Here is a 22,932-nt window from a genome sequence, read left to right on the forward strand (position 1 = left end):
TGGTCCCAGTCGCAGCCCTGCCTGTGCCCACTGAAGCTCTACGCCCGCCGCTAGGAGCTGTGGTCTCCGGCTTCATCTGTCAGGGCTGGCCGAACCGCTGCGCCGCACCTCCCGGCAGCACGCCATCCTCGATCCCCTCATATCTATTCGCGCAGCGTTCGCACGGGGCTGGCCAATCACGCTCGTGCACGCGGCGCGAGTGTGGAAGACGCCGCCAGCCAGCCAGGTTTCGGCAGCGCCCAGCGGATGCGCCGCGGTTGGAAAGGCAAGGAGGCCAGACTACCGCACGCGGTGAAGTCGTCCGCCAACCGGGGATTGCATTTCGCTTGGCATCAAATGTCCTAAATCACCGCAGCCGTGCTCCGCGGTGAACCTATGCGGTCGGCTCCGGCGCCAGCTCGGGCCGCGCGGTGTCGCAGCCGGGACAGGCGGGCCACACTGCCCGCCCTCCGACCTAAGGCGCGAAGCGGCGCAGCACGAGTACTGGACTGCCGCCGCTGGGTGGCGAGATCAACACGGCCAACATCGGTCGGCCCTCGCGGTCGGTGGCCATCGCCACGCTTGACGAGAAGCTGCTGCCGCCGCCCGGGAGTGTGGCCAGCGGCTGGCGACCGAATGGGTCCCATCCCCCGCGCGCCGAGTACTGCGCGCCAAAGATCTCGCCCCTCGGATACTGCTGCGGCTCACTCCACGCCAGGAACACCCCACCGCTGCAGCTGGGCGCCAGCGCCAGGCCGAGCGGCTGCAGGCCGTAGTTGAGCGCCACATCAGGCAGCGTAGAGGCGTCGCCAAGCGCGTTCCAACGCCCGCCCGCATGGCGCATGGCCCTCAGGGTGAGCCGCGCGTTGGAGCTGAAGTTCACCACCCCAAAGCTCCAGGCGACGGTCACCTCCCCGCCCTGCGCTGTCAGCGCGAAGCCGCCCACGCCAGCAAGAAAATCAGTCGAATTGCCCAGCTCCAGCACTGGCAGGGCCTCCCATGCAGACTGCGGCGATGCCAGTCGGTAGGTGTAGGCACGGCTGATGCCGTCCATGTCCAGGCGAGCGAGCGAAAGCACCAGACTGTCGTCCACTGGGTCGACCGCCAGCCGCAGTTCGCGCGTGGTGCCCGACACGGGCACGGCCACCGGGTCGGGCACAGGCAGCAGTTCTGCACCAGTGCGACCACGGCGAAGGTCGATCGCCCTGGGCCGCATCCAGCCCAGCACCGCCTCGCCGCGCCAGGCCACCAGCTGCAGCCCGCGCAGGTCGGACTGCAGACCGGAAATCACCGTGTCAGTGGCAATCCAGCGGCCGCTGGTCTCGCTGCGCTCGGCAAGCTGAAGGCGCGTCTGGATCTCGCGAGGGCGGCCGAAGTCGGTGGCCAGCCAAGCGGCAAAGGCGCGCGGCAAGGCCGTCGCCGGGTCGCGCCAGGCTGCAAGGCGTGCGGCGTCCACGTTGCCGTCGGTCAGAATCTGGGTCTGGCTCCAGGCGCCGTTGGCCCATTCGTCGACGTGCAACTGGCCGTTGACCTCGGCGCGCGCCAGCATGGGCCGGTCCTGCAGCAGCGTGAAGCCCAGCACCTGACTGGCGGTGTTGCCGCGCGAAGGCGCTGTCGCGAAGTCCTGCCAGCGGCCCGCCAAAGGTTCGCCTGCGGGGCAGGTACCGCCGGTGACCGGCGGGACGCCCGCACCCGCGTCAGTCAGGGTCATCGTGGCTGCCACGCGATAGCGCTGGTCCAGGTCCAGCTGGGCGGGGCTGCCGCCGGCGCGCGCGATGCGCAGCACGAAAGCGACTTCGGCCGGCGGCGACGCGCCGGGCGCAGCATCTCGTGTCAGCGTGACCGGCCAGGTCCAGCAGAAGCGGACGTTGGATGTTGCCGCGGCCGACGGATACGGCGGCTGGCTGTTCCAGCCATTGCTGCCGATGACGGGGTCCGGCATGTCCAGCGTGTTGCCTCCCGGGAAGCTGGCCGCCACGCCGGGCGGCAGGCCTTCAACCGACAGCGTGTAGCGCCCGGGCTGATAGGCGGTGAAGACCTGACCCTGTTCAGTGCCGGTACGGATGGCGGGGCACACTTCCACGATGGACTGGCCGCTGGACGAAGCCGCCAGCGAAAAGGTGCGCGTCGTGGCTGTGAACGACAGGCCGCGCTCCGTGGCGGGCGTACCTTCGTCGCAGCCTGCCAATGTCAGCAGCATGGCTGTAATGGTTAGTAATCGGCGCATCATGACCTCCGCTTCAACAGTTGGACGCGCCGAACGAGCCGATGCCGCTCGACGACTTGGCGCTGATCGCCACACAGCCGCCCTGGCTGCCGATCCAGGCGCCGCCTGGTGTGGTGCTGCTGCTCGCCTTGCCGGCCTTGATCTGGACCAGCACGGCGAGATTGGCGAACGGGAACTTCTGGCCCTCCAGGCCGACGTTGCCCATCGCGTCCAGCCAGTAGCGGCCGGGCCAGACCGTGCCCAGGGTCATCAGCCACGCAATCTCGGGGTCGCTGAGCGACCGGCCGTTGAAGAACACGTTGCGTTGGCCACCCGATGCACCGGCTGGCAGCGGCGCCGACACGGGCAGCCCGGGGGGCGCGAAGCCGGCCGCGCCCGCGCCCTCGACGCCCCACAGGCCGGAGCGCGCGTCGTACCACCAGCGCCCAGGCACCATCGGCACGCGGGTGCGCTGCTCGACGGCGCGCTGCTCAGCCGGCGGCAGCGGCTGCCCATTGACGATCACGTTCTGGGCCCAGGCCGGCGCGGCGGCCAGCAGGGCGATCACGATCCAACGCATGATGAAACCCTCCAAGAGAGGCTTCACTGTATGCAGGCCGCCGTTCCCTGACCGTTCCCTATACTGGCTCGCCATGCCGATGCTGCGACTGCTGGGCCCGGTGCTGCTCGACAATCAGCCGCTGCCCGACGAACGCCCGACCCACCTGCTGGTGCTGCTGGCCGTGACGCCCGGCGGCTGCACCCGGGCGCAGGCCGCCGCCACGCTCTGGCCGGCACTGGACGCCGCCACCGCCGGCCGCAACCTGCGCAAGACCCTGCACCGCCTGCGCAGTGACGGCCAGGGCGGCTTGCTGGCTGCGGGCGACCGCCTGCAGCTCGCCGTCGCCACCGACTGGGCCGCCGCCGAGGCGGCCCCCCCTGAGGACACCTTGGAGCTGATGCGCGGCCCGTTGGCCGACGGCCTGCGCGACGACGCCGGCTGGCTCGGCGCAGCACGCGAGCGGGCGCTGGCCCTGTGGCGCCGTGCGCTGCTGGCTTCGCTGCCGACGCTCGAAAGCGCGCGCGCCGAGGTTGAACTGGAACGCCTGCGCGCGCTCGACCCTCACGACGAACCGCTGGCACGCGCCCATCTGCAGCATCTGCATGCCGCCGGCCGGCGCGACGCCTTCCAGCGCGTACGCGCCGCCTTCGCGCGCGCACTGGCTGAGGACCTGGGCGTGGCCCCGCCGGCGGATCTGGCCCAGCCGCCGGCAGCCGATCTCGCGCTCTCGCTGCCGCCGGCGGCGCGCGCCACCGGGCCGCTGATCGGGCGCGAGGACGAACTCGCTGCGCTGTGCACCGCCCTGGCTGAGCCCGGCGCTGCGTGCGTGTTGCGCGGCCCGGGCGGAATCGGCAAGACACGGCTTGCCGCGGCCGCGGCCGAGCGGGCCGCACGCGACGGCCTGACCGTGGTGTGGTGGCGTCTGGCCGGGGTCGACCAGGTGGCCGACGCCCTGACCCGACTGGCCGCCGAACTGGGCGTGGATACGGTGCGCGAGCCGCTGCTGGCCGCCGCACTGGCGGCACGGCCGACTCTCCTCGTGGCCGACAACGTCGAACACCTGCTCGACGCTGGGCTTGCCGCCCACCTGCGCTCGCTACACACGGCAGCGCCGTCGCTGCGCCTGCTGGTGACCAGCCGCACCGCCTTCGAGGGGCTGGCCGAACAGCGGCTCGGCGCGCTTGACACCCCGGACCCGGCCGACCCGCCCGGCGCGGTGCTGCGCAGCGCCGCGGTACGCCTGTTCGTGGTGCGCGCGCTGGCCGTCGATGCCACGCTGGACGCACGCGCCCACGCGCCGGCGCTCGGGCGGATCGCGCGTGCGGCCGGCGGCCATGCGCTGGCACTCGAGATGGCTGCGGCCCGCGTGCGCCACGCGGCGCCCGAGGAGATTGCTGCCGCGCTCGAGGCGGGCTCGGCCGACCTGGACACCTTCTTCTCCGCCATGTGGCAGGCGCTGCCCGTGGCGCTGCAGCCGGTGCTCGCCACCGTCGCCGCACTGCCGACCCGCTTTGACCGCGCGCTTGCCGAAAGCGCTGCAGGGCTGGCGCCGGCGCGGCTGGACGCGCTCGCCGCGCGCTCATTAATCGAGCGCGACGGCAGCCACTGGCGGCTGCACCCGCTGCTGCGGCTGTGGCTGCAGGCGCAGCAGCCGCTGCCCGAGCTCGAACTGCGCGCCCTGCGGCGACGCTTGATGGCCCATGTGGCGGCAGTGCTGGCGCAACGGCTCGCGCGCGAGGCCGCCGACACCCCGGCCATGCTGGCCTGGCTGGCCGAGGAGCAAGCGCTGCTAGACCTAGCCATTCAGCAGGCGCTGGCCGACGCGGACACGGCGGCGCTCGACGTGCTGCTGCTTGTTTTCTCCATGCGCTTCGAGGTGGGTGGTCGCTGGCCCGACGCCGCAGCGGAACTGGCCGCAATGGCGCAGGCACAGGACGGCCAGCCAGCCGCTGCCCGCGCCCCCGTGCAGGCGGCGCGCGCCGTGGTGCATGTGCGCCTGGGCCGCTGGGACGATGCCCGCGCCCTTGCCCGGCTGGCACGCGGTGCCCCGCCCCGCAGCCGCGTGGTGGCGGCCCGCGCGATGGGCCTGGCGCTGTGGCGCACGCATGACCTGCCCGGGGCCCTGCGCTGGCACCGGCGGGCACTCGCGCTGGCGGTCGACGCCGGGCTCGACGGCATGGTGGCCGCCTGCCGCTACAACATTGCCGTCGTTGACGCCGACTTTGACCGCCTTGCCGACGCCGAACGCGGGTTCCAGCAGGCGGCCGAACAGGCGCGCAGCTTCGGCTCGCTGGCCATGCAGGCGCGTTGCCTCGTGGCACTGTCGATGTGCCTGTACATGCAAGGCCGCGCCGCCGAGGCGCTGCCACTGGTGCAGCAGGCGCGGGCCGTGGTGGAGCGCCACGGGCTGGGCGCGCTCGCCCTGTCCGTGGGCCTCAACGAAGCAGCGCAACTGCTCGCACTGGGCGAGCTCGATGCCCTGGGTGCCCGCCTGCCTGCGCTGCGCGCCGCGGCCGCCCATGGCGAGGCGGCGCTGCGCTGGATGGCCGAGGTGTTTGAACTGCGCTGGCACCTGCGCCAGGGCCGGCTCGACGCCGCCCACGCCTGTGCCCGCGCCGCGTGGGCGCAGGTGCGCCGTCTGAATCACCCGCCCGCCGGCCCCACGCTGGCCGCGGCGGTAGCCGAACTGTGGATCGCCGAGGGTCATCGCGAGCGGGCCGCCGCCTGGCTGGCCTGGGCACTGCGGCAGGGCGCGCTGGCCCACGACGAGCGCGCCGCAGCCCAGGCACTGTGGTCCGCGTTGGCGCTCGACGCGGCAGCGACGGCGGCTGCCGAGTCCGCCGCTGCGAGCCTGAATCTGGAACAGCTCGGCGCGGCCATCGGCTGAGCGTTGGCGCGGCGTGCGCATGCATGCCGCCGAGTTCATGTGCCGCAGGCAAGACACAAATACCTGCGTGTGCGCCCTGCTCGGCTTTTAAGAAATGGTTTCGCGTGCTGCTCAGCCCAGCTGCGCCAGCAGGAACGCGCGCAGACGAGGATCGTCAGTGAGGCCGATGGCACGCTGCAGCGCAGCCTGCCGCCCCGGCACGCCGGCCAGGCCCAGCACGTGGGCGCGTGCCACCCAGTACGGTGCGTAGCCCGCAGCGTCTTCGGGCAGCGCGTCCAGCAGGGCCACGGCCGCCGCCGGATCGCCGGCCTCTCCCACCGCCACCGCCTGCCCCACGCGCGCGCCCAGGTTGGCGTGGTGCTGCACGAGCACTTCATACAGCTGCGCAATCGCGCGCCAAGGGGTCTGCCCCGTGGCGCGGCGCTGCGCATGGGCCGACTGGATTGCGGCCTCGAGCTGGAATGGGCCGGGCTGGCGCAGCTGGGCGGCCGTCCAGAGGGCCTGCTCGGCCTGCCGGATGAGGTCCTCCCGCCAGTCGGCTGGATTCTGGGCGGTCAGCGGCACAAAGCGGCCCTCGGCATCGAACTGCGCAGCGCGCCGTGCCTCCACATGAAGCAGAAGCGCCAGCAGCCCCCAGGCCTCAGCCTGCTCCGGCATGAGCTGCGCAGCAAGGCCGGCGAGGAACCGCGCCTCCTCGCGCAAGTCGTCCGCCGGTGTGTCCAGTGCATGTCGGCCCAGGGTGTACGCGGCGTAGATGGCCTCCAGCACGGCGGCCAGGCGCGCTGGCAATTCACGCGCCTCGGGCGTCTCGAAGCGCAGCCCGGCGTCACGGATCCTTGCCTTGGCACGCACCAGGCGCTGCGCCATGGCCGTGGGCGAGACGAGGAAGGCGCTCGCAATCACCTTGGCGTCCAGCCCCAGCACGGCCTGTAGCATCAGCGGCGCGTGCACGTTGGCTGCGATGGCCGGGTGGGCGCAGACAAACATCAGCTGCAGCCGTGCATCCGGCACGTCTTGCTGATCGGGCGCCTCGGGCTCGGCCTCGTCGAACACGGCAGTGACGCGCGGATCCTGCGTCAGCCGAAGGTGGCGGGCGTGATGCAGCAGGCGGCGCTGAGCGGCTGCAGCCAGCCAGGCCTCGGGCGCGTCGGGCACGCCCTGCTCCGGCCAGTGCCGCAGTGCAGCGGCAAAGGCGTCGGCCAGCGCGTCCTCGGCTGCTGCGAGGTCGCGCCACTGCCAGGCCAGACGCGCCACAAGCCGGCCGTAGCTCTCACGAGCAACGCGCTCAGCTGCAGCCCCCGCGCCCTCGCTCATGCGGGCACGTTTGCGGGCGGCGGCAGCACCGGCCGCACTTCGACGCTGCCGGCCGATGCGCAGGGCGCCCGCGCCGCCCATTCGAGCGCTTCATCCAGGCTGGCGGTCTCGACAATGAAATAGCCACCCAGATGTTCGTGGGTGTCTGCGAAGGGGCCATCCTGCACCTGGCGCTTGCCGCCTTCCATACGCACATGGGTTGCGGTGCGCGGCGCCTGCAGCCCGTTGCCGCTGACCACGATGCCACTGCCGTGCAAGGCACCGACGTAGGCTTCCCATGCGCCCCAATACACGGGCGCGGCAGCAGGGTCGTCGCGACGCGCGACTTCGGCGGTGGTTTCTTTGAATGCGAGCATGAATTGCATGAGGTTCTCCTGAGGTGGCCCGCGCACCGTGCGCGTTCCTGATTGAGTGATGCGCGGCGCAGCGCCCGATCGACAGAGAAGCAGGGGGATTTTGCGCCTGCCTCGCTGCGCGCTCGGTCACCGCCGCGCCTTTTGGCTTGCTTTTGTGTTCAGTGCGGCGCGCTCAGTGCGCGCGTTCATGCCGGGGCGTTCGTCGGCGGCGGCAGCACCGGCCGCACCTCGACGCTGCCGGCCGATGCGCAGGGCGCCTTGGCGGCCCATTCCAGCGCTTCATCCAGACTCGCCGTCTCGACGATGAAGTATCCGCCCAGTTGCTCGTCGGCGTGAGCGAAGGCGGCCTCCTGGACTTGGCGCTTGCCGCCCACCGTGCGTACATGGGTGGCCGTACGCGGGGGCAGCAGGCCGTTGCCGCTGACCACAATGCCGGACTGCTGGATGGCTCCGACGTAGGCGCCCCAGGCGCCGAAGTAGGCCGGCCGGGCGGCCGGGTCGTCATGACGGCCGTACTCGGCCGCCGTCTCCTTGAACATCAGCATGAATTGCATGGGATTCTCCTTGCGCGGCTCGCGCACCGTGCGCGCTCCTGAAAGGGTGATGCACGACACAGCGCCTGATCGACAACTCAGCAGAAAAATTATTTGCGTCCCCTCTAATTACGCAGTAGCTCTGTACGGGATCGGCGTCCGATTTGCATTGCTTGAGCCGTCCGAAATCCAGACTTCTAGGGCATTCGTTCTGCCCCGACCACCCCGAAAGCCGCTTGCCCCATGCGGATCTAGCCCAGTCACCCACTGGCAACCCAGCCGACCGAAACTGCGCTAAATTCATGTCCGTTGTCGAACCGACCTGGAGATCCCATGCCCGCTGCCGCCCCCGCCACTCCCGTGTGGCTCGTTGCCACCCCCGGTGTTCTGCTGCTTGATCTGGCCGGCATGGCGGAGCCCCTGCGGCTGGCCAACCGGTTTTCCGGCGGCAAGGCCTTCGAACTGCAGATTGCCGGTCCGGCCGCGGCGGTACAGAGCAGCCTGCCGGTTCAGCTGGCCGGGCTGTCCGCACTGCCGGCGCAGCTGGGTGGCAGCCGGGACAACCCGGCCTGGGTGGTGCTGAGCGGTGCCACCGCACAATCGGATGTACCAGCCAGCCAGCGCAACGCCGCTGAAGGCGCCACAGTCGACTGGCTAAAGACCGTGGTGGCCCCGGCCCTGTCTGCCCGCACCGCGCGGCTCTGGACGGTGTGCTCCGGCGCCCTGCTCGCTGCGCGAGCTGGCCTGCTGAACGGTCGCCAGTGCACCACGCACCACGAACTGATCGACCAACTCAAGAAGAACCACCCAGCCGCCGAGGTGCAGGACAACCGCATCTTCGTGATGGACGGTCCGGTGGCTACCAGCGCCGGCGTGACCTCGGGCGTGGACCTGGCGCTGGCCGCCATTGGCGAGCGCTGCGGCCAGGCCGTGGCCAGCCAGGTGGCGCGCGACATGGTCGTTTACTGGCGCCGCGCCGGCGGCGACCCGCAGCTCTCGCCCCTGCTTGACCACCGCAACCACCTCCACCCGGCGGTGCACCGTGCCCAGGACGCCATCCTCGCTGACCCGACGGCCGACTGGAGCGTCGAAAGCATGGCCGCCGCCGCGCACGTGAGCAGCCGCCACCTGCGCCGCCTGTTCCAGGACAACGCCGGCCTCAACCCCCTGGCCTATGTCCACAGCGTGCGCGTGGGTCTGGCCAAGCAGGCCCTGGCCGCGGGCGCCAGCGTGGAAGAAGCGGCCCGACAGGCCGGCTTCGGCAGCGCCCAGCAGATGCGCCGCGCCTGGAAGGGCATGGAAGACAGCCTGCCGCGCGCGGCGAAGGCGGCCGCCAAGCGGGGTTGATGTTGCGCTGGGTCGGCGTGAATCGCCGATTCGGTGCCGAATGAAGCGGGGCGCCAAGGCGCCCCGCTTCATTGCTGCGTTGCATGCCGCCTGTACGCCAGGCGGAGATCTATCCCGCGCCGAGCCACTTCCCCGCCCCGGCCAAGGCCTGCAGGCGCCGCACGTTCTGGCGTTGCGCCGCCGGCAGTTCATGCAGCACGCGCTGCAGCAGCATGGCGGTGGCCAGCGCGTCGCCAGCCGCGGTGTGTCGCCCCGCCACGGGGATGCCAAAGTAGCTCAGCCAGTGGTCCAGCGCCTTGCCTCCGACCTCGCCGGCCACCTTGGGCAGGGCCGCCGGCGCGAGTTCGGCCAGATCGACCCACGGGTTGGAGAACGGCAGCCCGACCTGCACCTTGATGGCCCGCGCCAGGAATGCCTGATCGAAGGCGGCGTGGTAGGCCACCAGCGGCGCGGTGCCGATGTAGTCCAGAAAGCGCGGCAGGGCCTCCTTGGGGTCGGCCGCGCGCTGCTGCGTCCCGTGGCCAATGCCATGCACCAGCACGTTGTCCTTGCTGGACACCGACGGCGGGCGCACGTGGATCTCGAAGCTGTCGGCCAGATCGATGCGCCCGTCGATCAGCGCCACGGCGCCGATCGACAGCAGGCTGTCGCGCCCGCTGTCCAGGCCGGTGGTCTCGACATCGAGCACGACCCAGCGCTGCGCCTCGGTGGCCGCATTGCTCCCTGCCCGGTTGAGGAGCCAGTCAAACATAGTCCAGCGCCAGCCGCTGCTGCAGCTTCTTGCCTTGCCGGAAGGCCTCCTTGAGGATGCGCCGATCCAGCGAGGAAAGCTGCGCGGGGTCGATGCGGTTGGGGTTCTCGGTTTCAGCCCCCGGTGCATCACCGCCCTGCCCTTCGATCTGCACCCGCAGGCGCAGCATCTGCAGAAAGTGGAAGGCGTCCACCCAGCCCGCAACGTCCGCCGCGTCGGCTGCACCCGCCCCCACCAGCGCGTGAAAGCGCTCCACCGTGTTGGTAGCCGCAATGCCGTGCGCGAGACTGAGAATGCGCGCGCCGTCCACAAGCGGCATGGTGCCGCTGAGCTTGAGGTCGACCGGCTTGTCCTGCCCGGGCCCGAGCAGCTGGTCGATCATCCCGCCTGTCCAGGCAATGGGTGGGTGGTTGGTGAGCGCGTTGTCCGTGAGTTGCTTGAGGAAGCGGCCATTGGCCTTGACCTGCGCACCGACCCAGCGGCGCAGCTCATGGGCCAGGGTCAGATCGCCCGCCAGACCGCGGAAGTCGAAGTAGATGGACGCATTGAGCAGGGCCTGTGGATCACCGGCATCCATCCAGCCGGCAAAGCGCGCCTGCCACTCCTCCAAGGTCAGGCACAGTGCCGGGTTGCGCGCCATCACGCCGCCCTTGCACAGCGGAAAGCCGCAGGCGGCCAGCGCGTTGTTCACGCTGGCGGCAAACACCAGCCAGGCATCACGGCGCGGCGCTTCCTCGGGCGAGAGCAGCAGCGCGTTGTCCTGATCGGTTGCGATCGTCTGTTCCTCGCGCCCTTCACTGCCCAGTGCCAGCCAGCAGAAGCGCCCGCCGATCAGGCGGTAGCGTTCCAGAGACAGTTCGATGATGCGCTGGGTGAGCTGGTCATTGAGCATGCTCACGAAGCGCGTGATCTGCGCGCTGCCCACGCCCTGCGCCACCAGATTGCGGGCCAGCCCACGGATGTCGCGCGCGGCGGCGGCAAGCGAGTCGATGCTCTGTGCGCGCCGGATGGCGCTGCCGGCACTGCGCAACGACAGGCGCTGCAGTGCAAACAGGTCGCGCTCGGACACCACACCCAGCAAGGCGGGCGCGGCGCTGGAGCCAGGCTCGGCGAGCTGCATGACGGCTACATGCCGCACGCCCTTGCTGCCCATGAGGTAGACCGCGTCTGCCGCGCTCGCCTGAGCATCCAGGCAATGCACCGGGCTGCTCATCACCTGTTCGATCGGCGTGCTCAAGGGCACTTGCGGCAGCAGCACCCGGCCGATGAGGTCGGAGCGCGTCAGGATGCCGGCCAGCGTGCCGTCGGTCTCGGTGACGAGGATCGAGCCCAGCTTCTCGGCCTGCATCGTGGCCAGCGCCTCGCCCAGCGGTGTGGCCGGCGCACAGGTCACTGGTGCGCGCCGCACCACGGCGGCCAGCGGCGTGAGCAGGTTCTGCTCCAGATGCGTGCTGGCCGACACGCTGGCCTGCAGTTCGCGCCGCGACTGATCCAGCAGCGCGGCCAGGCGACGGGTGCAGAAGTCCATGAAGGCCGGGCTCTTGCGCGTCAGTTCGTCAAACAACTCCCGTGGCGCCCGGAACACGAAGGTGTCGCCCACAGCCTGATAGCTCAGGGTGACGGGCCGTTGCGCAAGCAAGGCGCCTACCGGAAAGCACTCGCCGGCCGCCGCCATGAACAGCGGCTCCGGGCTGCCGCCGTTCGCGGTGGGCCGCACACCCTTCACGCTGCCCTGCTTGACGATGAACCAGTGCGTGGGCGGCTGGCTTTCAGGTGCAAGCAGCTGCTCGCCATCGGCGAAGTAGCACAACTCCAGGCCGGCAAGCAACGTGTTCACCGCCGGGGCGGTCATCTGCGAGAACGGGGCGTGCTCCAGCAGAAAAGCGCGGATCGAGCCCTGCGGGCCGGTCAGACTGGGGGCGGGTTGGTGGGCGGTCTCTGGCATGGGCTCATTTTCGGGTGAACACGGCGTAAGACACCAGTTCCAGCCCCAGGGCGAGACCGGCCAGCCACAGCTGGCCCAGCTCGAAGCACCCCACCCAGCACGCGACCGAGAGCAGAAATAGAAAAACGCCGAGGAGCGCTCGGCGCCTTTCGCTCATGCCTGAAACCTCAGGCCTTGGTGTTCTGGCTCTTGACCACCTGCATGGCCGTGGCAATCAGCCCGCTCACATCGCCCAGGTTGGCCGGGACGATCAGCGTGTTGTTGGTCTTGGCCAGATTGCCGAAGGCGTTGATGTACTGCTCGGCCACCTTGAGCTGCACGGCATCCATGCCGCCTGCGGACTGGATGGCGGCCGCCACGCGCTGGATCGCGTCTGCGTTGGCCGTGGCAATCGCCTGGATGGAGGCCGCCTGGCCCTGCGCGTTGTTGATGGCGGCCTGCTTGTCGCCTTCGGAGCGGGCAATCGCGGCTTCGCGCTCGCCGGTGGCGATGTTGATCTGCTCCATCTTGCGGCCTTCGGAGGCGGCGATCAGTGCGCGCTTTTCGCGCTCGGCGGTGATCTGCGCCTGCATCGCGTGCAGGATCTCCTTGGGTGGGGTGAGGTCCTTGATCTCGTAGCGCAGCACCTTCACGCCCCAGTTGGCGGCGGACTCGTCGATGGCGCCCACCACGCTGTGGTTGATGAAGTCGCGCTCCTCGAAGGTCTTGTCCAGCTCGAGCTTGCCGATCACGCTGCGCAGCGTGGTCTGGGCCAGCTGGGTGATGGCGACGATGTAGTTGGACGAGCCGTAGCTGGCGCGCATCGGGTCCGTGACCTGGAAGTACAGAATGCCGTCCACCTGCAGCTGCGTGTTGTCGCGCGTGATGCACACCTGGCTGGGCACATCCAGCGGGATTTCCTTCAGGCTGTGCTTGTAGGCGACGCGATCGATGAAGGGGATCACGGGCTTGAGACCGGGCGTGAGCGTGGCGTGGTATTTGCCCAGACGCTCCACGACCCAGGCGTGCTGCTGCGGCACGATCTTGAAGGTCTTGATGATGAATACGAATACGACCGCAAGCAGAACCAGTGCGGTGATGGTGCTGCCAAACTGCTCGAAGAACATGGCGGGTTACCTCCTACGGATGTGTTGATTGTTCTGTGTTCTTGTTGACGCAGCGCCCGGCTCAGCGCGCCGCCGTTACCATGAGCGTGTTACCGCGCACGGCTGCGATGACATGGGCGCCCGGAGCGACCGGCTCACCGGGCTGCAGTTGCACCGTCCACATGGCACCGCGATACATGACCCGCGCCTGACGCAGTGCATCCCAGCCGTCCACGACGATCTGGTTGCCGATGTCGATGTTCACGTTGGCGTCAGTCTCCGGCGCATTGGCCTGCGGCTTGCCGAAGCGGGAACGACGCAGGATCAGCACGCCGACAAAGCCAACCGCGGCAGCCACCACCAGATGCAGCGCAAAGCTGCCACCAAACAGCGCCGCCGTGCCGCCCGCAGCGAGGGCGACGGCTATGACAAGCATGTAGAAGGTACCTGTGAACAGCTCGGCGATCAGCATCGCCAGCGCGCCGATGTACCAAAACCAGTGTTCTTCCATGGACTGCCCCTTGCTGAAACGTTGCGGGGATTATGCCGGGCGCACATCGCGGCGGCAGGCATGCGACGAGCCCCGCACTACCCGGTTGAAGGGGGGCGTTCCGCGGATGAATGCACTGCCCGCGGGCAAACCCTGAAAAGGGTCCTGAAAAGCAAACGGGCGACCCGTAGGCCGCCCGTCGAACCGAGGGGGTACTGCGCTTACTTCGCAAGCCCGTGCCAGGTATCGACCACGGTGTCCGGGTTCAGCGAGATCGACTCGATGCCTTGGTCCATCAGCCACTTGGCCAGATCCGGATGGTCGCTGGGGCCCTGGCCGCAGATGCCAACATACTTGCCGGCAGCGCGGCAGCTCTTGATGGCGCGCTCGATCAGCGCCGTCACGGCCGGGTCGCGTTCGTCGAAGCCTTCGGCAACCAGCCCGGAGTCCCGGTCCAGACCGAGTGTGAGCTGCGTGAGGTCATTCGAGCCGATCGAGAAGCCGTCGAAATGCTCAAGAAAGGCCTCCGCCAGCAGCGCGTTGGAGGGCAGCTCGCACATCATGATGACCTTCAGGCCGTCCTGGCCGCGCTTCAGGCCATGCTTGCCGAGCAGGCCGATCACGCCGGCGGCTTCCTTGGTGGTGCGCACGAACGGAATCATGAGCTCGACATTGGTCAGCCCCATGTCGTTGCGCACTCGCTTCATGGCCTCGCATTCCATGGCGAAGCACTCGGCAAAGCTTGGCGCGATGTAGCGCGAGGCGCCTCGGAAGCCCAGCATGGGGTTTTCTTCCTCGGGCTCGTAGCGGCTGCCGCCGATAAGCTTGCGGTACTCGTTGCTCTTGAAGTCGCTCAGGCGCACGATCACCGGCTTGGGCCAGAAGGCCGCCGCAATGGTGGCCACGCCCTCGGCCAGCTTGTCCACGAAGAAGGCGCGCGGGCTGGCATGGCCGCGCGCCACGCTTTCCACGGCCTTCTTCAGGTCGCCTTCGACATTCGGATAGTCGAGGATGGCCTTCGGGTGGACGCCGATGTTGTTGTTGATGATGAACTCCAGCCGGGCCAGACCCACGCCACCGTTCGGGATCTGCGCAAAGTCGAAGGCCAGCTGGGGGTTGCCCACGTTCATCATGATCTTGACGGGGATCTCCGGCATGGCGCCGCGGCGCACTTCCTCGATCTCGGTCTCGATCATGCCGTCGTAGATCTTGCCTTCGTCACCTTCCGCGCAGGACACCGTCACGAATGCGCCTTCACTCAGGATGTCGGTGGCATGGCCGCAGCCCACCACGGCCGGAATGCCAAGCTCGCGCGCGATGATGGCCGCGTGGCAGGTACGTCCGCCGCGGTTGGTCACAATCGCGCTGGCCCGCTTCATGACCGGCTCCCAGTTCGGGTCGGTCATGTCGGCCACGAGCACGTCGCCGGGGGCGACCTTGTCCATCTCGGCCACGTCGTGCACCACGCGCACGGTGCCCTGACCGATCTTCTGGCCGATCGCGCGACCGGTGACCAGCACCTTGCCGTCGCCCTTGAGCTTGTAGCGCAGCTGCACGTCGGCGGCGCCCTGCTGGCTCTTCACGGTTTCGGGGCGGGCCTGCAGGATGTAGATGTGGCCGTCGTTGCCGTCCTTGCCCCACTCGATGTCCATCGGGCGGCCGTAGTGCTTCTCGATGATGGTGGCGAACTTCGCTAGTTCGATGACGTCGGCGTCGGTCAGGCTGTAGCGGTTGCGGTCGGCTACCGGCACGTCCACGGTCTTCACGCGGCCGGGCTCGCCAGGCGCGGTGAACTGCATCTTGATCAGCTTGGAGCCGATGTTGCGGCGGATGATCGGAAACTTGCCGGCAGCAAGCATCGGCTTGTGGACGTAGAACTCATCGGGGTTCACCGCGCCCTGCACCACGGTCTCGCCCAGGCCGTAGCTGGAAGTGATGAACACCACCTGATCAAAGCCGGACTCGGTGTCGATCGTGAACATCACGCCTGATGCGCCGAGGTCGCTGCGCACCATGCGCTGCACACCGGCCGACAGAGCCACTTCGGCGTGCGCAAAGCCCTTGTGCACGCGGTAGGAGATGGCGCGGTCGTTATAGAGGCTGGCGAATACATGCTTCATGCGGTCGAGCACGTCTTCGACGCCGACCACGTTCAGGTAGCTCTCCTGCTGGCCGGCAAAGGACGCGTCGGGCAGATCTTCCGCCGTGGCCGAGGAACGCACAGCGACCGAGATCGGCCCGCCGCTGTCGGCTTCCATGGCGGCAAAGTGCTTGCGGATCTCCGTTTCCAGGTCCTGGGGGAACGGCGCATCCACCACCCACTGGCGGATCTTGCTGCCCACTTCGGCGAGCTGGCGCACGTCGTCCGGGTTCAGGGCGTCGAGCGCGGCATTGATGCGCTCGGTCAGCCCGTTGACCTGAAGGAATTCGCGGAAGGCATGGGCCGTGGTGGCAAACCCGCCGGGTACGCGGACACCGGCCTGCGCCAGCTGGGAAATCATTTCTCCCAGTGACGAATTCTTGCCACCGACGGTATCTACATCATGGGCGCGAAGCTCCGCGAAGGGTGCGACGAGCGCACCGGGTTGGACTGGCATGGAAGTGCTCCTGAAGTGAAAAGTTCACGCAAGGGCGCTGCCGTGCGACGGCGTGCTGCCAGTGCGCTTGCGTGAGCTTTTGGGGTGGGGCGGAGCATGCTGGGCGGGGTATAGGGTGAGTCGGGACGCCAATCGGCCTCGGAGAAACCGAGGCGGAGGCAGGCTGAGCTAGATTCCGCATTGTAGTTGCGCACCCCAGTTTTGCCGCGCAAGGCATGCTGTGTCCGCCAATACCTGTCAGCCTGCATTCAGGGCGCACGGGCAGACTGCGGTGCCCGCCCGCAACGCCAGCCAAACACAACCTAGACCTCGCCTATGCCCAACCGCCCCTACACGCAGCGCGACCGATCCGTGTTCATCGTCTCGGACGGCACCGGCATCACCGCCGAGAACTTTGCCTACGCGGTGCTGACGCAGTTTGAAGGTCTGCGCCTGTTCCAGGAACGCATTCCCTTCGTGGATACCGAGGACAAGGCGCGCGAGACCGTGCTGCGCATCAATGACGCTGCGGCGCGCGACGGGCACCGGCCGATAGTGTTCTCCACGCTCGTGAATCAGGAGATCAACAAGATCATCCAAGAGGCCACGGCCATGCATCTGGACCTGTTCCAGCAGTTCGTCGAGCCACTGGAGACCGAGTTCGGCGTCAAGAGCACGCACACCATGGGCCGGACGCACCACGTGGTGAACGATGAGGCCTACAAGAACCGGATCGAGGCGATCAACTTCTCCCTGGCACATGACGACGGCCAGACCCACAAGGACCTTGCCATTGCAGACGTGATCCTGGTGGGCGTGTCGCGCTCGGGCAAGACACCCACGAGCCTCTACCTGGCCATGCAGCACGGCATCAAGGCCGCCAACTACCCGCTGATCCCGGAAGACTTCGAGCGCGGCAGCCTGCCCACCGCGCTCAAGCTCTACCGGGAGAAGCTCTTTGGCCTGTCGATCATGCCGGAGCGGCTGTCAGAGATCCGCAACGAGCGGCGGCCCAACTCCAAGTACGCAAGCCTGGAGAACTGCCGCTACGAGGTGGCCGAGGCCGAGCGCCTGATGCGCAAGGAAGCCATTCGCTCCTGCAACACCACAACGAAAAGCATCGAAGAGATCGCCACGACGATCATCACGGAGTTCGGGCTGAATACGAAGGCCTACTAGCCGGACAGAGCGCCCTGTGGGACTTCTGACGGCGTTCAGGCCGAATCGGCATCAATTTCTGTCCGAATTCAGTCTTTTTCAACCAATAAAGTGGCCAAGATCCGCGCTCCACATGCGGAGAACGGCATTTCATATATTCGTCCGAAATTGAGCTATTCAGCTTCGGATGCGCTCGTACAGACACAGCGCGCACGCTACAGCGACGTTCAGCGACTCCGCCTCGCCCGGCATGGGAATCCGTACCCGCCGGGCGGCCCGCCGCTGCAGCGCCGGCCGCACGCCCTGCCCTTCGTGGCCGAAGACCCACGCCACGGAGCGCGGTGCACCACGCCCGGCTGCCTGCGCCAGGGTCTTGTCGGCATCGAGTGCCGTTACCCACAGCGGGCGGCCTGAAAGCGCGTTCTGCAAGTCGGCATCACTGAGCTGATGCACAGGCAGGTGGCATTGGGCGCCCTGCCCCGCCCGCAGAGTCTTGGCAGACCACGGATTGGCACAACCCGGCAGCAGCAGCACTCCGGCGCAGCCCATGGCCCAGGCGGTGCGCAGGATGGTGCCCACGTTGCCCGGGTCCTGCACGGCATCAAGCACTACCACATCACCCTCCTCGCCGAGCGCGCGGGACTGCGGCAGGGCCACGGCGGCCATGCTTGGCGCGCTGTCCAGGGTGCTGATGGCAGCCATGACCTCGGCGGTCACCTGCACCTTGGGGGTCTGACCGGCGGCCAGATACGGCGCCTGCGGTGTGAGGAGCAGCGTTTCGATCGTCCAGCCCGCGGCCAATGCTTCTTTGACCAGATGCTCGCCATCGAGCCAGATGCGCCCACCCTCGGCGGGCTTGCCGCTGTCGGCTGCAAGAGCCTTCCAGGCCTTGACGCGCGGGTTGCTGCGGGCGCTGATGGGTTCCATGGCGCTCACCAGGCTGACGGCGCAGCGATCATGACCACACCTGCGCGCTCAAGCGCCTCACGCACGGGTGCGAAGCTCGCACGGTGCGCCGGGCAGGCGCCCAGTTCCTGCAGGCGGGCCATGTGCAGCTCGGTGCCGTAGCCCTTGTGCAGATCAAAGCCGTAGCCGGGGTAGGCGACGTGCAATTCGCGCGCCTCGGCGTCGCGGGCGCACTTGGCCAGGATCGATGCTGCCGAGATGGCCGGCACCAGCGCGTCGCCCTTGACGATTGCGCGCGCCTCCATGGGCAGCGCGGGCAGGCGGTTGCCGTCCACCAGCACCAGTTCGGGCGCAAGCTTGAGGGCCAGCACTGCGCGGCGCATGGCCAGCAGCGTGGCCTGCAGAATGTTCAGGCGGTCAATTTCCTCCACGCTCGCACTCGCCACGGCCCAGGCCAGTGCCCGCTCCCGGATCAGCTCGGCCAGCGCCTCGCGCCGCGCTTCGGTGAGCTGCTTGGAGTCGCGCAGCCCCTCAATCGGCCGGCTCGGGTCGAGGATCACCGCGCCCGTAAAGACACTGCCGGCCAGCGGGCCGCGGCCGGCTTCGTCCACGCCGCACACTCCCTGCACCGGCAATGCGGCAAAGAGATCCAGCCGAGCCGCTCCGGCTGCAGGCTTACGCGGCATTCAGATGCCTTTCGATGGCCTGCGCGCATTGAGTCGGGAAGCCCTGCCGCAGCTGCGCATGCAGACCGGCAAAGCGCTGGGCGATGGCTACGGCATGGGCGGTATCAGTTAGCTGCTTGATGGCAGCGTCTGCCAGCGCCTGAGGTGTGGCAGCGTCCTGGATCAGCTCGGGCACGACCCATTCGTTGCACAGAATGTTGGGCAGGCCGATCCAAGGCAGATAGCCCTTGCCCTTCATCATCCAGTAAGACAACGCGGGCATGGCATAAGCAATGACCATGGGGCAGTGAAATAGCGCTGCTTCCAGCGTGGCGGTGCCGCTGGCCACCAGCACGCTGTCTGCGGCCTCCAGCGCATCATGCGCGCGCCCGTCCAGCATCTGGATGGTGGCCCTGCTCTGGGCAAGGTGCACGGCCAGTTCTGCGCGCCGCTCGCCCGAAGCCGCCGGCAACACAAAGCGTGCTTCCGGGATGCGCTGCTGAATCACCGCTGCAGCCGCGATCATGCGCGGCGCCAGATGCTTGATCTCGTCACGCCGGCTGCCCGGCAGCAGCGCCACGATCGGTGCGCCCTGCTCCGGCAAGCCGAGCCGGTTGCGGGCGGCCGCTCGGTTGGGCGTGGCGGGCAGCATGTCGGCCAGCGGGTGGCCAACGAAGCGCCCGGCAATGCCCTCCTTGGCGAGCACCTCAGGTTCGAAGGGAAAGACGCAGAGCACTTCGTCCACCGCGGCACGGATCTTGGGTGCGCGCTCGCGGCGCCAGGCCCAGATGCTGGGGCACACCAGCTGCACGGTGCGCACGCCCGCGGTTCGCAGCTTGGTGGCCAGGCCGAGATTGAAGTCCGGCGCATCCACGCCGACGAAGACGCCGGGGCGCTGGGCGGACCACTGCCGCGCCAGATCCGCACGCAAACGCAGTAGGCCAGGCAAGTGACGTAGAACCTCCACATAGCCACGCACCGACAGGCGCTCCATGGGCACCTGCACGGCAAATCCTGCCTGCGCCATGCGCGGCCCGCCGATGCCACCAATGCGCCGACCCGCCGCCGCAAGCTGCGCGACGGCGAGACTGGCGATCAGGTCTCCGCTGGCCTCGCCGGCCACCATGGCCACATCCAAGCGGTTCGGCAGCACGGGCAGCGTCACGCGCAGTCGGGGCTAGCGGATGACGCCGCGCGACACGGCGTCAAGGAAGTCTGAGAACACGCGCAGGCGGCTCGCCGGTTCTTCTGCGGCGCCTTCGAAGAGCTTGGCGATCTCCGTCTTGGCGACCTCGAAGGTCAGGCCATCGCGGTACAGCAGGCGGTAGGCCCGTTTGAGCAGGCTGATCGATTCCGCAGAGAAACCACGGCGCTTCAGGCCTTCGCTGTTCAGGCCATGCGGCGACGCCGGGTAGCCCTGGCTCATGACGTAGGGCGGCAAATCCTGGAGCAGCACTGTGCCGGCACCGGTCATGGAATGCGCACCGATCTTCACGAACTGATGCACGCCGGTCAGGCCGCCGAGAATGGCGAAGTCGCCCACATGCACATGGCCTGCCAGCTGGGTGCCATTGGCCATGATGGTGTTGCTGCCCACATGGCAGTCATGCGCAATGTGCACATACGCCATGATCCAGTTGTTGTCGCCCACCGTGGTGATGCCGCCGTCCTGGATGGTGCCGGTGTTCACGGTGACGCATTCGCGGAAGGTGTTGCCGCGGCCGATGGTGAGACGTGTCGGTTCACCCTTGTATTTCTTGTCTTGGGGTTCGCCGCCGATCACAGCATGGGCAAACACACGGTTGTCAGGCCCCATCTCGGTATGGCCCGTGACTGTGGCGTGGGCAGCAATCGAGCAGCCGGCTGCGATCTTCACGTTCGGACCGATCACGGCGAACGGACCGACCTCCACGTTCTCATCAATCTGCGCACCGGGTTCGATGCAGGCCAGCTTGTGGATCGCCATCTCAGGCACCCTCGCGCTTGCGGTAGGTGCACATCAGCTCGGCTTCGCAGGCGATCTGGTCGTCCACATAGGCCTTGGCGTCGAACTTCCAGATGCCACCCTTGTTGCGCGTGGGTACGACCACCATGCGCAGTTGGTCGCCCGGAGTGACCTGCTTCTTGAAGCGTGCGCCATCGATGCCGACGAACAGCACCACGGCGTTGTCATCCGGCTTGATGCCCAGGCTCTCAAAGGCCAGCAAGGCGGCAGACTGCGCCAGCGCCTCCAGGATCATCACTCCCGGCATGACCGGATAGCCAGGAAAGTGTCCTTGGAAGAACGGTTCGTTCATCGTCACGTTCTTGAGCGCGACGATCTTTTCGTTGAGTACCAGCTCAGTCACGCGGTCCACCAGCAACAGCGGGTATCGGTGCGGAAGCGCCTTCAGGACGCCGTGAATGTCGAGGGCAATGCTCATGGGAAGGCCAGACCTGTGAGTGAGAGCTGAAGCGCCGATTACTGTGCGCCTGGGGGATTCTTGAGTGCAGCCAGCTCGTGGCGCAGACTACGTAGTTCGTCACGCATTTTATCGAGACGCCGCACCAGGACCGCACTCTTCTCCCAGTCCTCATGCGGCTGTACGGGCCAGGTGCCGGAATAGAACCCGGGCTTGTCGATGGAGCTGGTCACCACCGAGGCCACGGAGATCACCGTGCCGTCCGCGATGCTCAGGTGGCCAAGGATATTGGCCGCACCAGCAATCTGCACACGCTTGCCGATCGCTGCGGACCCGGCTACGCCGACACAGCCGGCAAGCGCACTGTCGTCGCCGATGGTGACGTTGTGTGCGATCTGGATCTGGTTGTCGAGCTTGACCCCATTGCCGATGACTGTGTCCTGGATGGCACCTCGGTCGATGGTGGTGTTGGCGCCGACCTCGCAATCTGCACCGATGCGCACACCACCGGTCTGAGGGATCTTCACCCAGCGTCCCGCGTCGTTCGCGTAGCCGAAGCCGTCTGCGCCAATCACTGCACCCGAGTGGATGATGGTTCGCGCGCCGATGATGCAGCCGTGATAGATGCTGACTCTGGGGTAGAGCCACACGCCCTCTTCCAGCACCGTGTCTCGGCCAATGGTGCACAGGGCACTGACCACGACATCCGCGCCGATGCGCGCACCGGCTTCGATGACCGCGCCGGCTCCGATACACGCGCTCGGATCGACATGGGCCGCAGGATCAACGGATGCGCTTGCGGCGATGCCGGGTGCTGGTCGCATCTGCACGTAAAGCGACTGTGCCACGCGGGCGAACAGCAGGTAGGGGTCGCGGCAGACCAGATACGCTCGCGCCGCTTGAGTGGCCGCATCCAACGCATCGAAGTCCTTGCGGCGTATCGCGACCACTCCGGCCTTCGTCCGCTGCAGATCCGCGCGGTACTTGGGGTTGGAGAGAAACGAGAACTCATCCTCTGCTGCGACGTCCAGCGCGTTCACGCGCGCGATATCGGCAGGCCCGGCCGAACCTTCGACCGACTCTATGAACGCACTGAACAGCTCAAGAAGTTGGGTCAGCGTCATGGGGACTCCGAGTAGGCTGGCGCCCGGGGCGTTTCGCCCCGCATTAAGCAAAACGGCCGGAGTGCTCCGGCCGTTGATGGGTCTGAGACTGGCTCAGCGCGCAGTACTGAGGGCGCGCAACACCTTCTCCGTGATATCGATGCGCGGACTGTTGAACACGGCATCCTGAACAATCAGGTCGTACTTCTCCTGCTCGGCGATCTGGCGCATGGCGCGATTTGCACGCTCCAGGACAGCGGCCAGCTCTTCATTACGGCGCTGATTGAGGTCTTCTTCATACTCGCGACGGCGCCGCTGGAAGTCGCGCTCCTGCTCGGAGAGTTCACGCTGGCGCCGATTGCGATCAGCCTCGGAGAGCACCGCACTGTCCTTCTCGAGCTTGTCGAATTGCGCCTTCAGGCGGGCGCCCAGTTCCTCGAGGTCGCGCTTGCGCTTGGAGAACTCGGCTTCGAGCTTCTGACCTGCCGCCTGGGCTGGGGCAGAGTCGCGCAGGATTCGATCGAAATTCACGTATCCGATGCGCACATCCTGCGCCGCAGCAGTACCCGCAGCTGCAGCGACAAACAGGGCCAGGGTGACCAGAACCTTCTTCAGCATATCCATTCAACCAATCGTTAGAGCCAGCTTGAACGACAACGCGTGTTCA

General features: G+C 67.8%; 21 protein-coding genes. 3 read left to right on the forward strand and 18 right to left on the reverse strand.

The features are described 5' to 3' along the window. Window positions 1-454 precede the first annotated feature (454 nt). Both ACMDW7_RS08525 and ACMDW7_RS08530 read right to left on the reverse strand, forming a co-directional pair. Window positions 455-2,179: a hypothetical protein gene (locus ACMDW7_RS08525; protein WP_377301518.1), complete on the reverse strand. Its 1,725-nt coding sequence runs from the start codon at window positions 2,177-2,179 to the stop codon at window positions 455-457. A 40-nt stretch (window positions 2,180-2,219) separates the two neighbouring features. Continuing rightward, window positions 2,220-2,765, reverse strand: a complete 546-nt coding sequence (locus ACMDW7_RS08530; protein WP_377301516.1) for a hypothetical protein — start codon at window positions 2,763-2,765, stop codon at window positions 2,220-2,222. A 73-nt stretch (window positions 2,766-2,838) separates the two neighbouring features. Here ACMDW7_RS08530 and ACMDW7_RS08535 point away from each other — a divergent pair, with 73 nt between their 5' ends. After that, window positions 2,839-5,634: an ATP-binding protein gene (locus ACMDW7_RS08535; RefSeq protein ID WP_377301514.1), complete on the forward strand. Its 2,796-nt coding sequence runs from the start codon at window positions 2,839-2,841 to the stop codon at window positions 5,632-5,634. Between the two features lie 111 nt (window positions 5,635-5,745). Here ACMDW7_RS08535 and ACMDW7_RS08540 read toward each other — a convergent pair whose 3' ends face one another. The 3 genes from ACMDW7_RS08540 to ACMDW7_RS08550 all read right to left on the reverse strand — a co-directional run bounded on the left by ACMDW7_RS08540 (window position 5,746) and on the right by ACMDW7_RS08550 (window position 7,858). Continuing rightward, the gene (locus ACMDW7_RS08540) at window positions 5,746-6,948 is read right to left on the reverse strand and encodes an RNA polymerase sigma factor (protein WP_377301512.1); all 1,203 of its coding nucleotides are present in this window, start codon (window positions 6,946-6,948) and stop codon (window positions 5,746-5,748) included. After that, entirely contained in the window at window positions 6,945-7,313 is a 369-nt protein-coding gene (locus ACMDW7_RS08545) for a YciI family protein (protein ID WP_377301510.1), read from the reverse strand. Before ACMDW7_RS08545 ends, ACMDW7_RS08540 begins: the two co-directional genes overlap by 4 nt. A 176-nt stretch (window positions 7,314-7,489) precedes the next feature. Further along, window positions 7,490-7,858 carry a YciI family protein gene (locus tag ACMDW7_RS08550; protein ID WP_377301508.1) on the reverse strand — a complete coding sequence of 123 codons (369 nt, stop codon included), beginning with the start codon at window positions 7,856-7,858 and terminating at the stop codon, window positions 7,490-7,492. A gap of 312 nt (window positions 7,859-8,170) precedes the next feature. Here ACMDW7_RS08550 and ACMDW7_RS08555 point away from each other — a divergent pair, with 312 nt between their 5' ends. Further along, window positions 8,171-9,184 (forward strand): GlxA family transcriptional regulator, encoded by a 1,014-nt coding sequence (locus ACMDW7_RS08555; protein ID WP_377301506.1) that lies wholly within the window; start codon window positions 8,171-8,173, stop codon window positions 9,182-9,184. Window positions 9,185-9,293: 109 nt separating this feature from the next. Here ACMDW7_RS08555 and ACMDW7_RS08560 read toward each other — a convergent pair whose 3' ends face one another. From ACMDW7_RS08560 to ppsA, 6 genes are all read right to left on the reverse strand, one after another. Beyond that, window positions 9,294-9,935, reverse strand: coding sequence for a PolC-type DNA polymerase III (locus tag ACMDW7_RS08560; protein ID WP_377301504.1), 642 nt, complete (start codon window positions 9,933-9,935; stop codon window positions 9,294-9,296). After that, on the reverse strand, window positions 9,928-11,880 hold the full coding sequence (locus tag ACMDW7_RS08565; protein ID WP_377301502.1) for a DUF294 nucleotidyltransferase-like domain-containing protein: 1,953 nt from the start codon (window positions 11,878-11,880) through the stop codon (window positions 9,928-9,930). The genes ACMDW7_RS08560 and ACMDW7_RS08565 overlap by 8 nt, the downstream gene beginning before the upstream one ends. A 4-nt stretch (window positions 11,881-11,884) precedes the next feature. Continuing rightward, window positions 11,885-12,037, reverse strand: coding sequence for a hypothetical protein (locus tag ACMDW7_RS08570; RefSeq protein ID WP_377301500.1), 153 nt, complete (start codon window positions 12,035-12,037; stop codon window positions 11,885-11,887). Between the two features lie 10 nt (window positions 12,038-12,047). Continuing rightward, complete coding sequence (locus tag ACMDW7_RS08575; protein ID WP_054126544.1) at window positions 12,048-12,986, reverse strand: SPFH domain-containing protein; 939 nt, start codon at window positions 12,984-12,986, stop codon at window positions 12,048-12,050. Window positions 12,987-13,047: 61 nt separating this feature from the next. Then, window positions 13,048-13,476, reverse strand: coding sequence for an NfeD family protein (locus ACMDW7_RS08580; RefSeq protein ID WP_377301498.1), 429 nt, complete (start codon window positions 13,474-13,476; stop codon window positions 13,048-13,050). Between the two features lie 200 nt (window positions 13,477-13,676). Beyond that, window positions 13,677-16,052 carry a phosphoenolpyruvate synthase gene (gene ppsA / locus ACMDW7_RS08585; RefSeq protein ID WP_377301496.1) on the reverse strand — a complete coding sequence of 792 codons (2,376 nt, stop codon included), beginning with the start codon at window positions 16,050-16,052 and terminating at the stop codon, window positions 13,677-13,679. A 315-nt stretch (window positions 16,053-16,367) separates the two neighbouring features. On the opposite strand from ppsA, the gene ACMDW7_RS08590 reads away from it, so the two are divergent. Next, a complete protein-coding gene (locus ACMDW7_RS08590) occupies window positions 16,368-17,210 on the forward strand; it encodes a pyruvate, water dikinase regulatory protein (RefSeq protein ID WP_377301494.1) in 843 nt (280 codons plus the stop codon). 156 nt (window positions 17,211-17,366) lie between these two features. Here the strand turns inward: ACMDW7_RS08590 and ACMDW7_RS08595 are convergent, their stop codons facing one another. From ACMDW7_RS08595 to ACMDW7_RS08625, 7 genes are all read right to left on the reverse strand, one after another. Then, window positions 17,367-18,116 carry a TrmH family RNA methyltransferase gene (locus tag ACMDW7_RS08595; protein ID WP_377301492.1) on the reverse strand — a complete coding sequence of 250 codons (750 nt, stop codon included), beginning with the start codon at window positions 18,114-18,116 and terminating at the stop codon, window positions 17,367-17,369. Between the two features lie 5 nt (window positions 18,117-18,121). Beyond that, complete coding sequence (rnhB, locus tag ACMDW7_RS08600; RefSeq protein ID WP_377301490.1) at window positions 18,122-18,781, reverse strand: ribonuclease HII; 660 nt, start codon at window positions 18,779-18,781, stop codon at window positions 18,122-18,124. Further along, window positions 18,771-19,925, reverse strand: a complete 1,155-nt coding sequence (lpxB, locus tag ACMDW7_RS08605; RefSeq protein ID WP_377301488.1) for a lipid-A-disaccharide synthase — start codon at window positions 19,923-19,925, stop codon at window positions 18,771-18,773. Before lpxB ends, rnhB begins: the two co-directional genes overlap by 11 nt. Window positions 19,926-19,937: 12 nt before the next feature. Further along, window positions 19,938-20,726, reverse strand: a complete 789-nt coding sequence (gene lpxA, locus ACMDW7_RS08610; RefSeq protein ID WP_377301486.1) for an acyl-ACP--UDP-N-acetylglucosamine O-acyltransferase — start codon at window positions 20,724-20,726, stop codon at window positions 19,938-19,940. 1 nt (window position 20,727) lies between these two features. Then, window positions 20,728-21,183, reverse strand: coding sequence for a 3-hydroxyacyl-ACP dehydratase FabZ (gene fabZ / locus ACMDW7_RS08615; RefSeq protein WP_377301484.1), 456 nt, complete (start codon window positions 21,181-21,183; stop codon window positions 20,728-20,730). A gap of 38 nt (window positions 21,184-21,221) precedes the next feature. Further along, the gene (lpxD, locus tag ACMDW7_RS08620; RefSeq protein WP_377301482.1) at window positions 21,222-22,286 is read right to left on the reverse strand and encodes a UDP-3-O-(3-hydroxymyristoyl)glucosamine N-acyltransferase; all 1,065 of its coding nucleotides are present in this window, start codon (window positions 22,284-22,286) and stop codon (window positions 21,222-21,224) included. Window positions 22,287-22,379: 93 nt separating this feature from the next. Beyond that, entirely contained in the window at window positions 22,380-22,889 is a 510-nt protein-coding gene (locus tag ACMDW7_RS08625; protein WP_377301480.1) for an OmpH family outer membrane protein, read from the reverse strand. Between the last annotated feature and the right edge of the window lie 43 nt (window positions 22,890-22,932).

Origin of the sequence: Piscinibacterium candidicorallinum (assembly GCF_047549485.1) — a bacterium.
Lineage (GTDB): Bacteria > Pseudomonadota > Gammaproteobacteria > Burkholderiales > Burkholderiaceae_C > Piscinibacterium > Piscinibacterium candidicorallinum.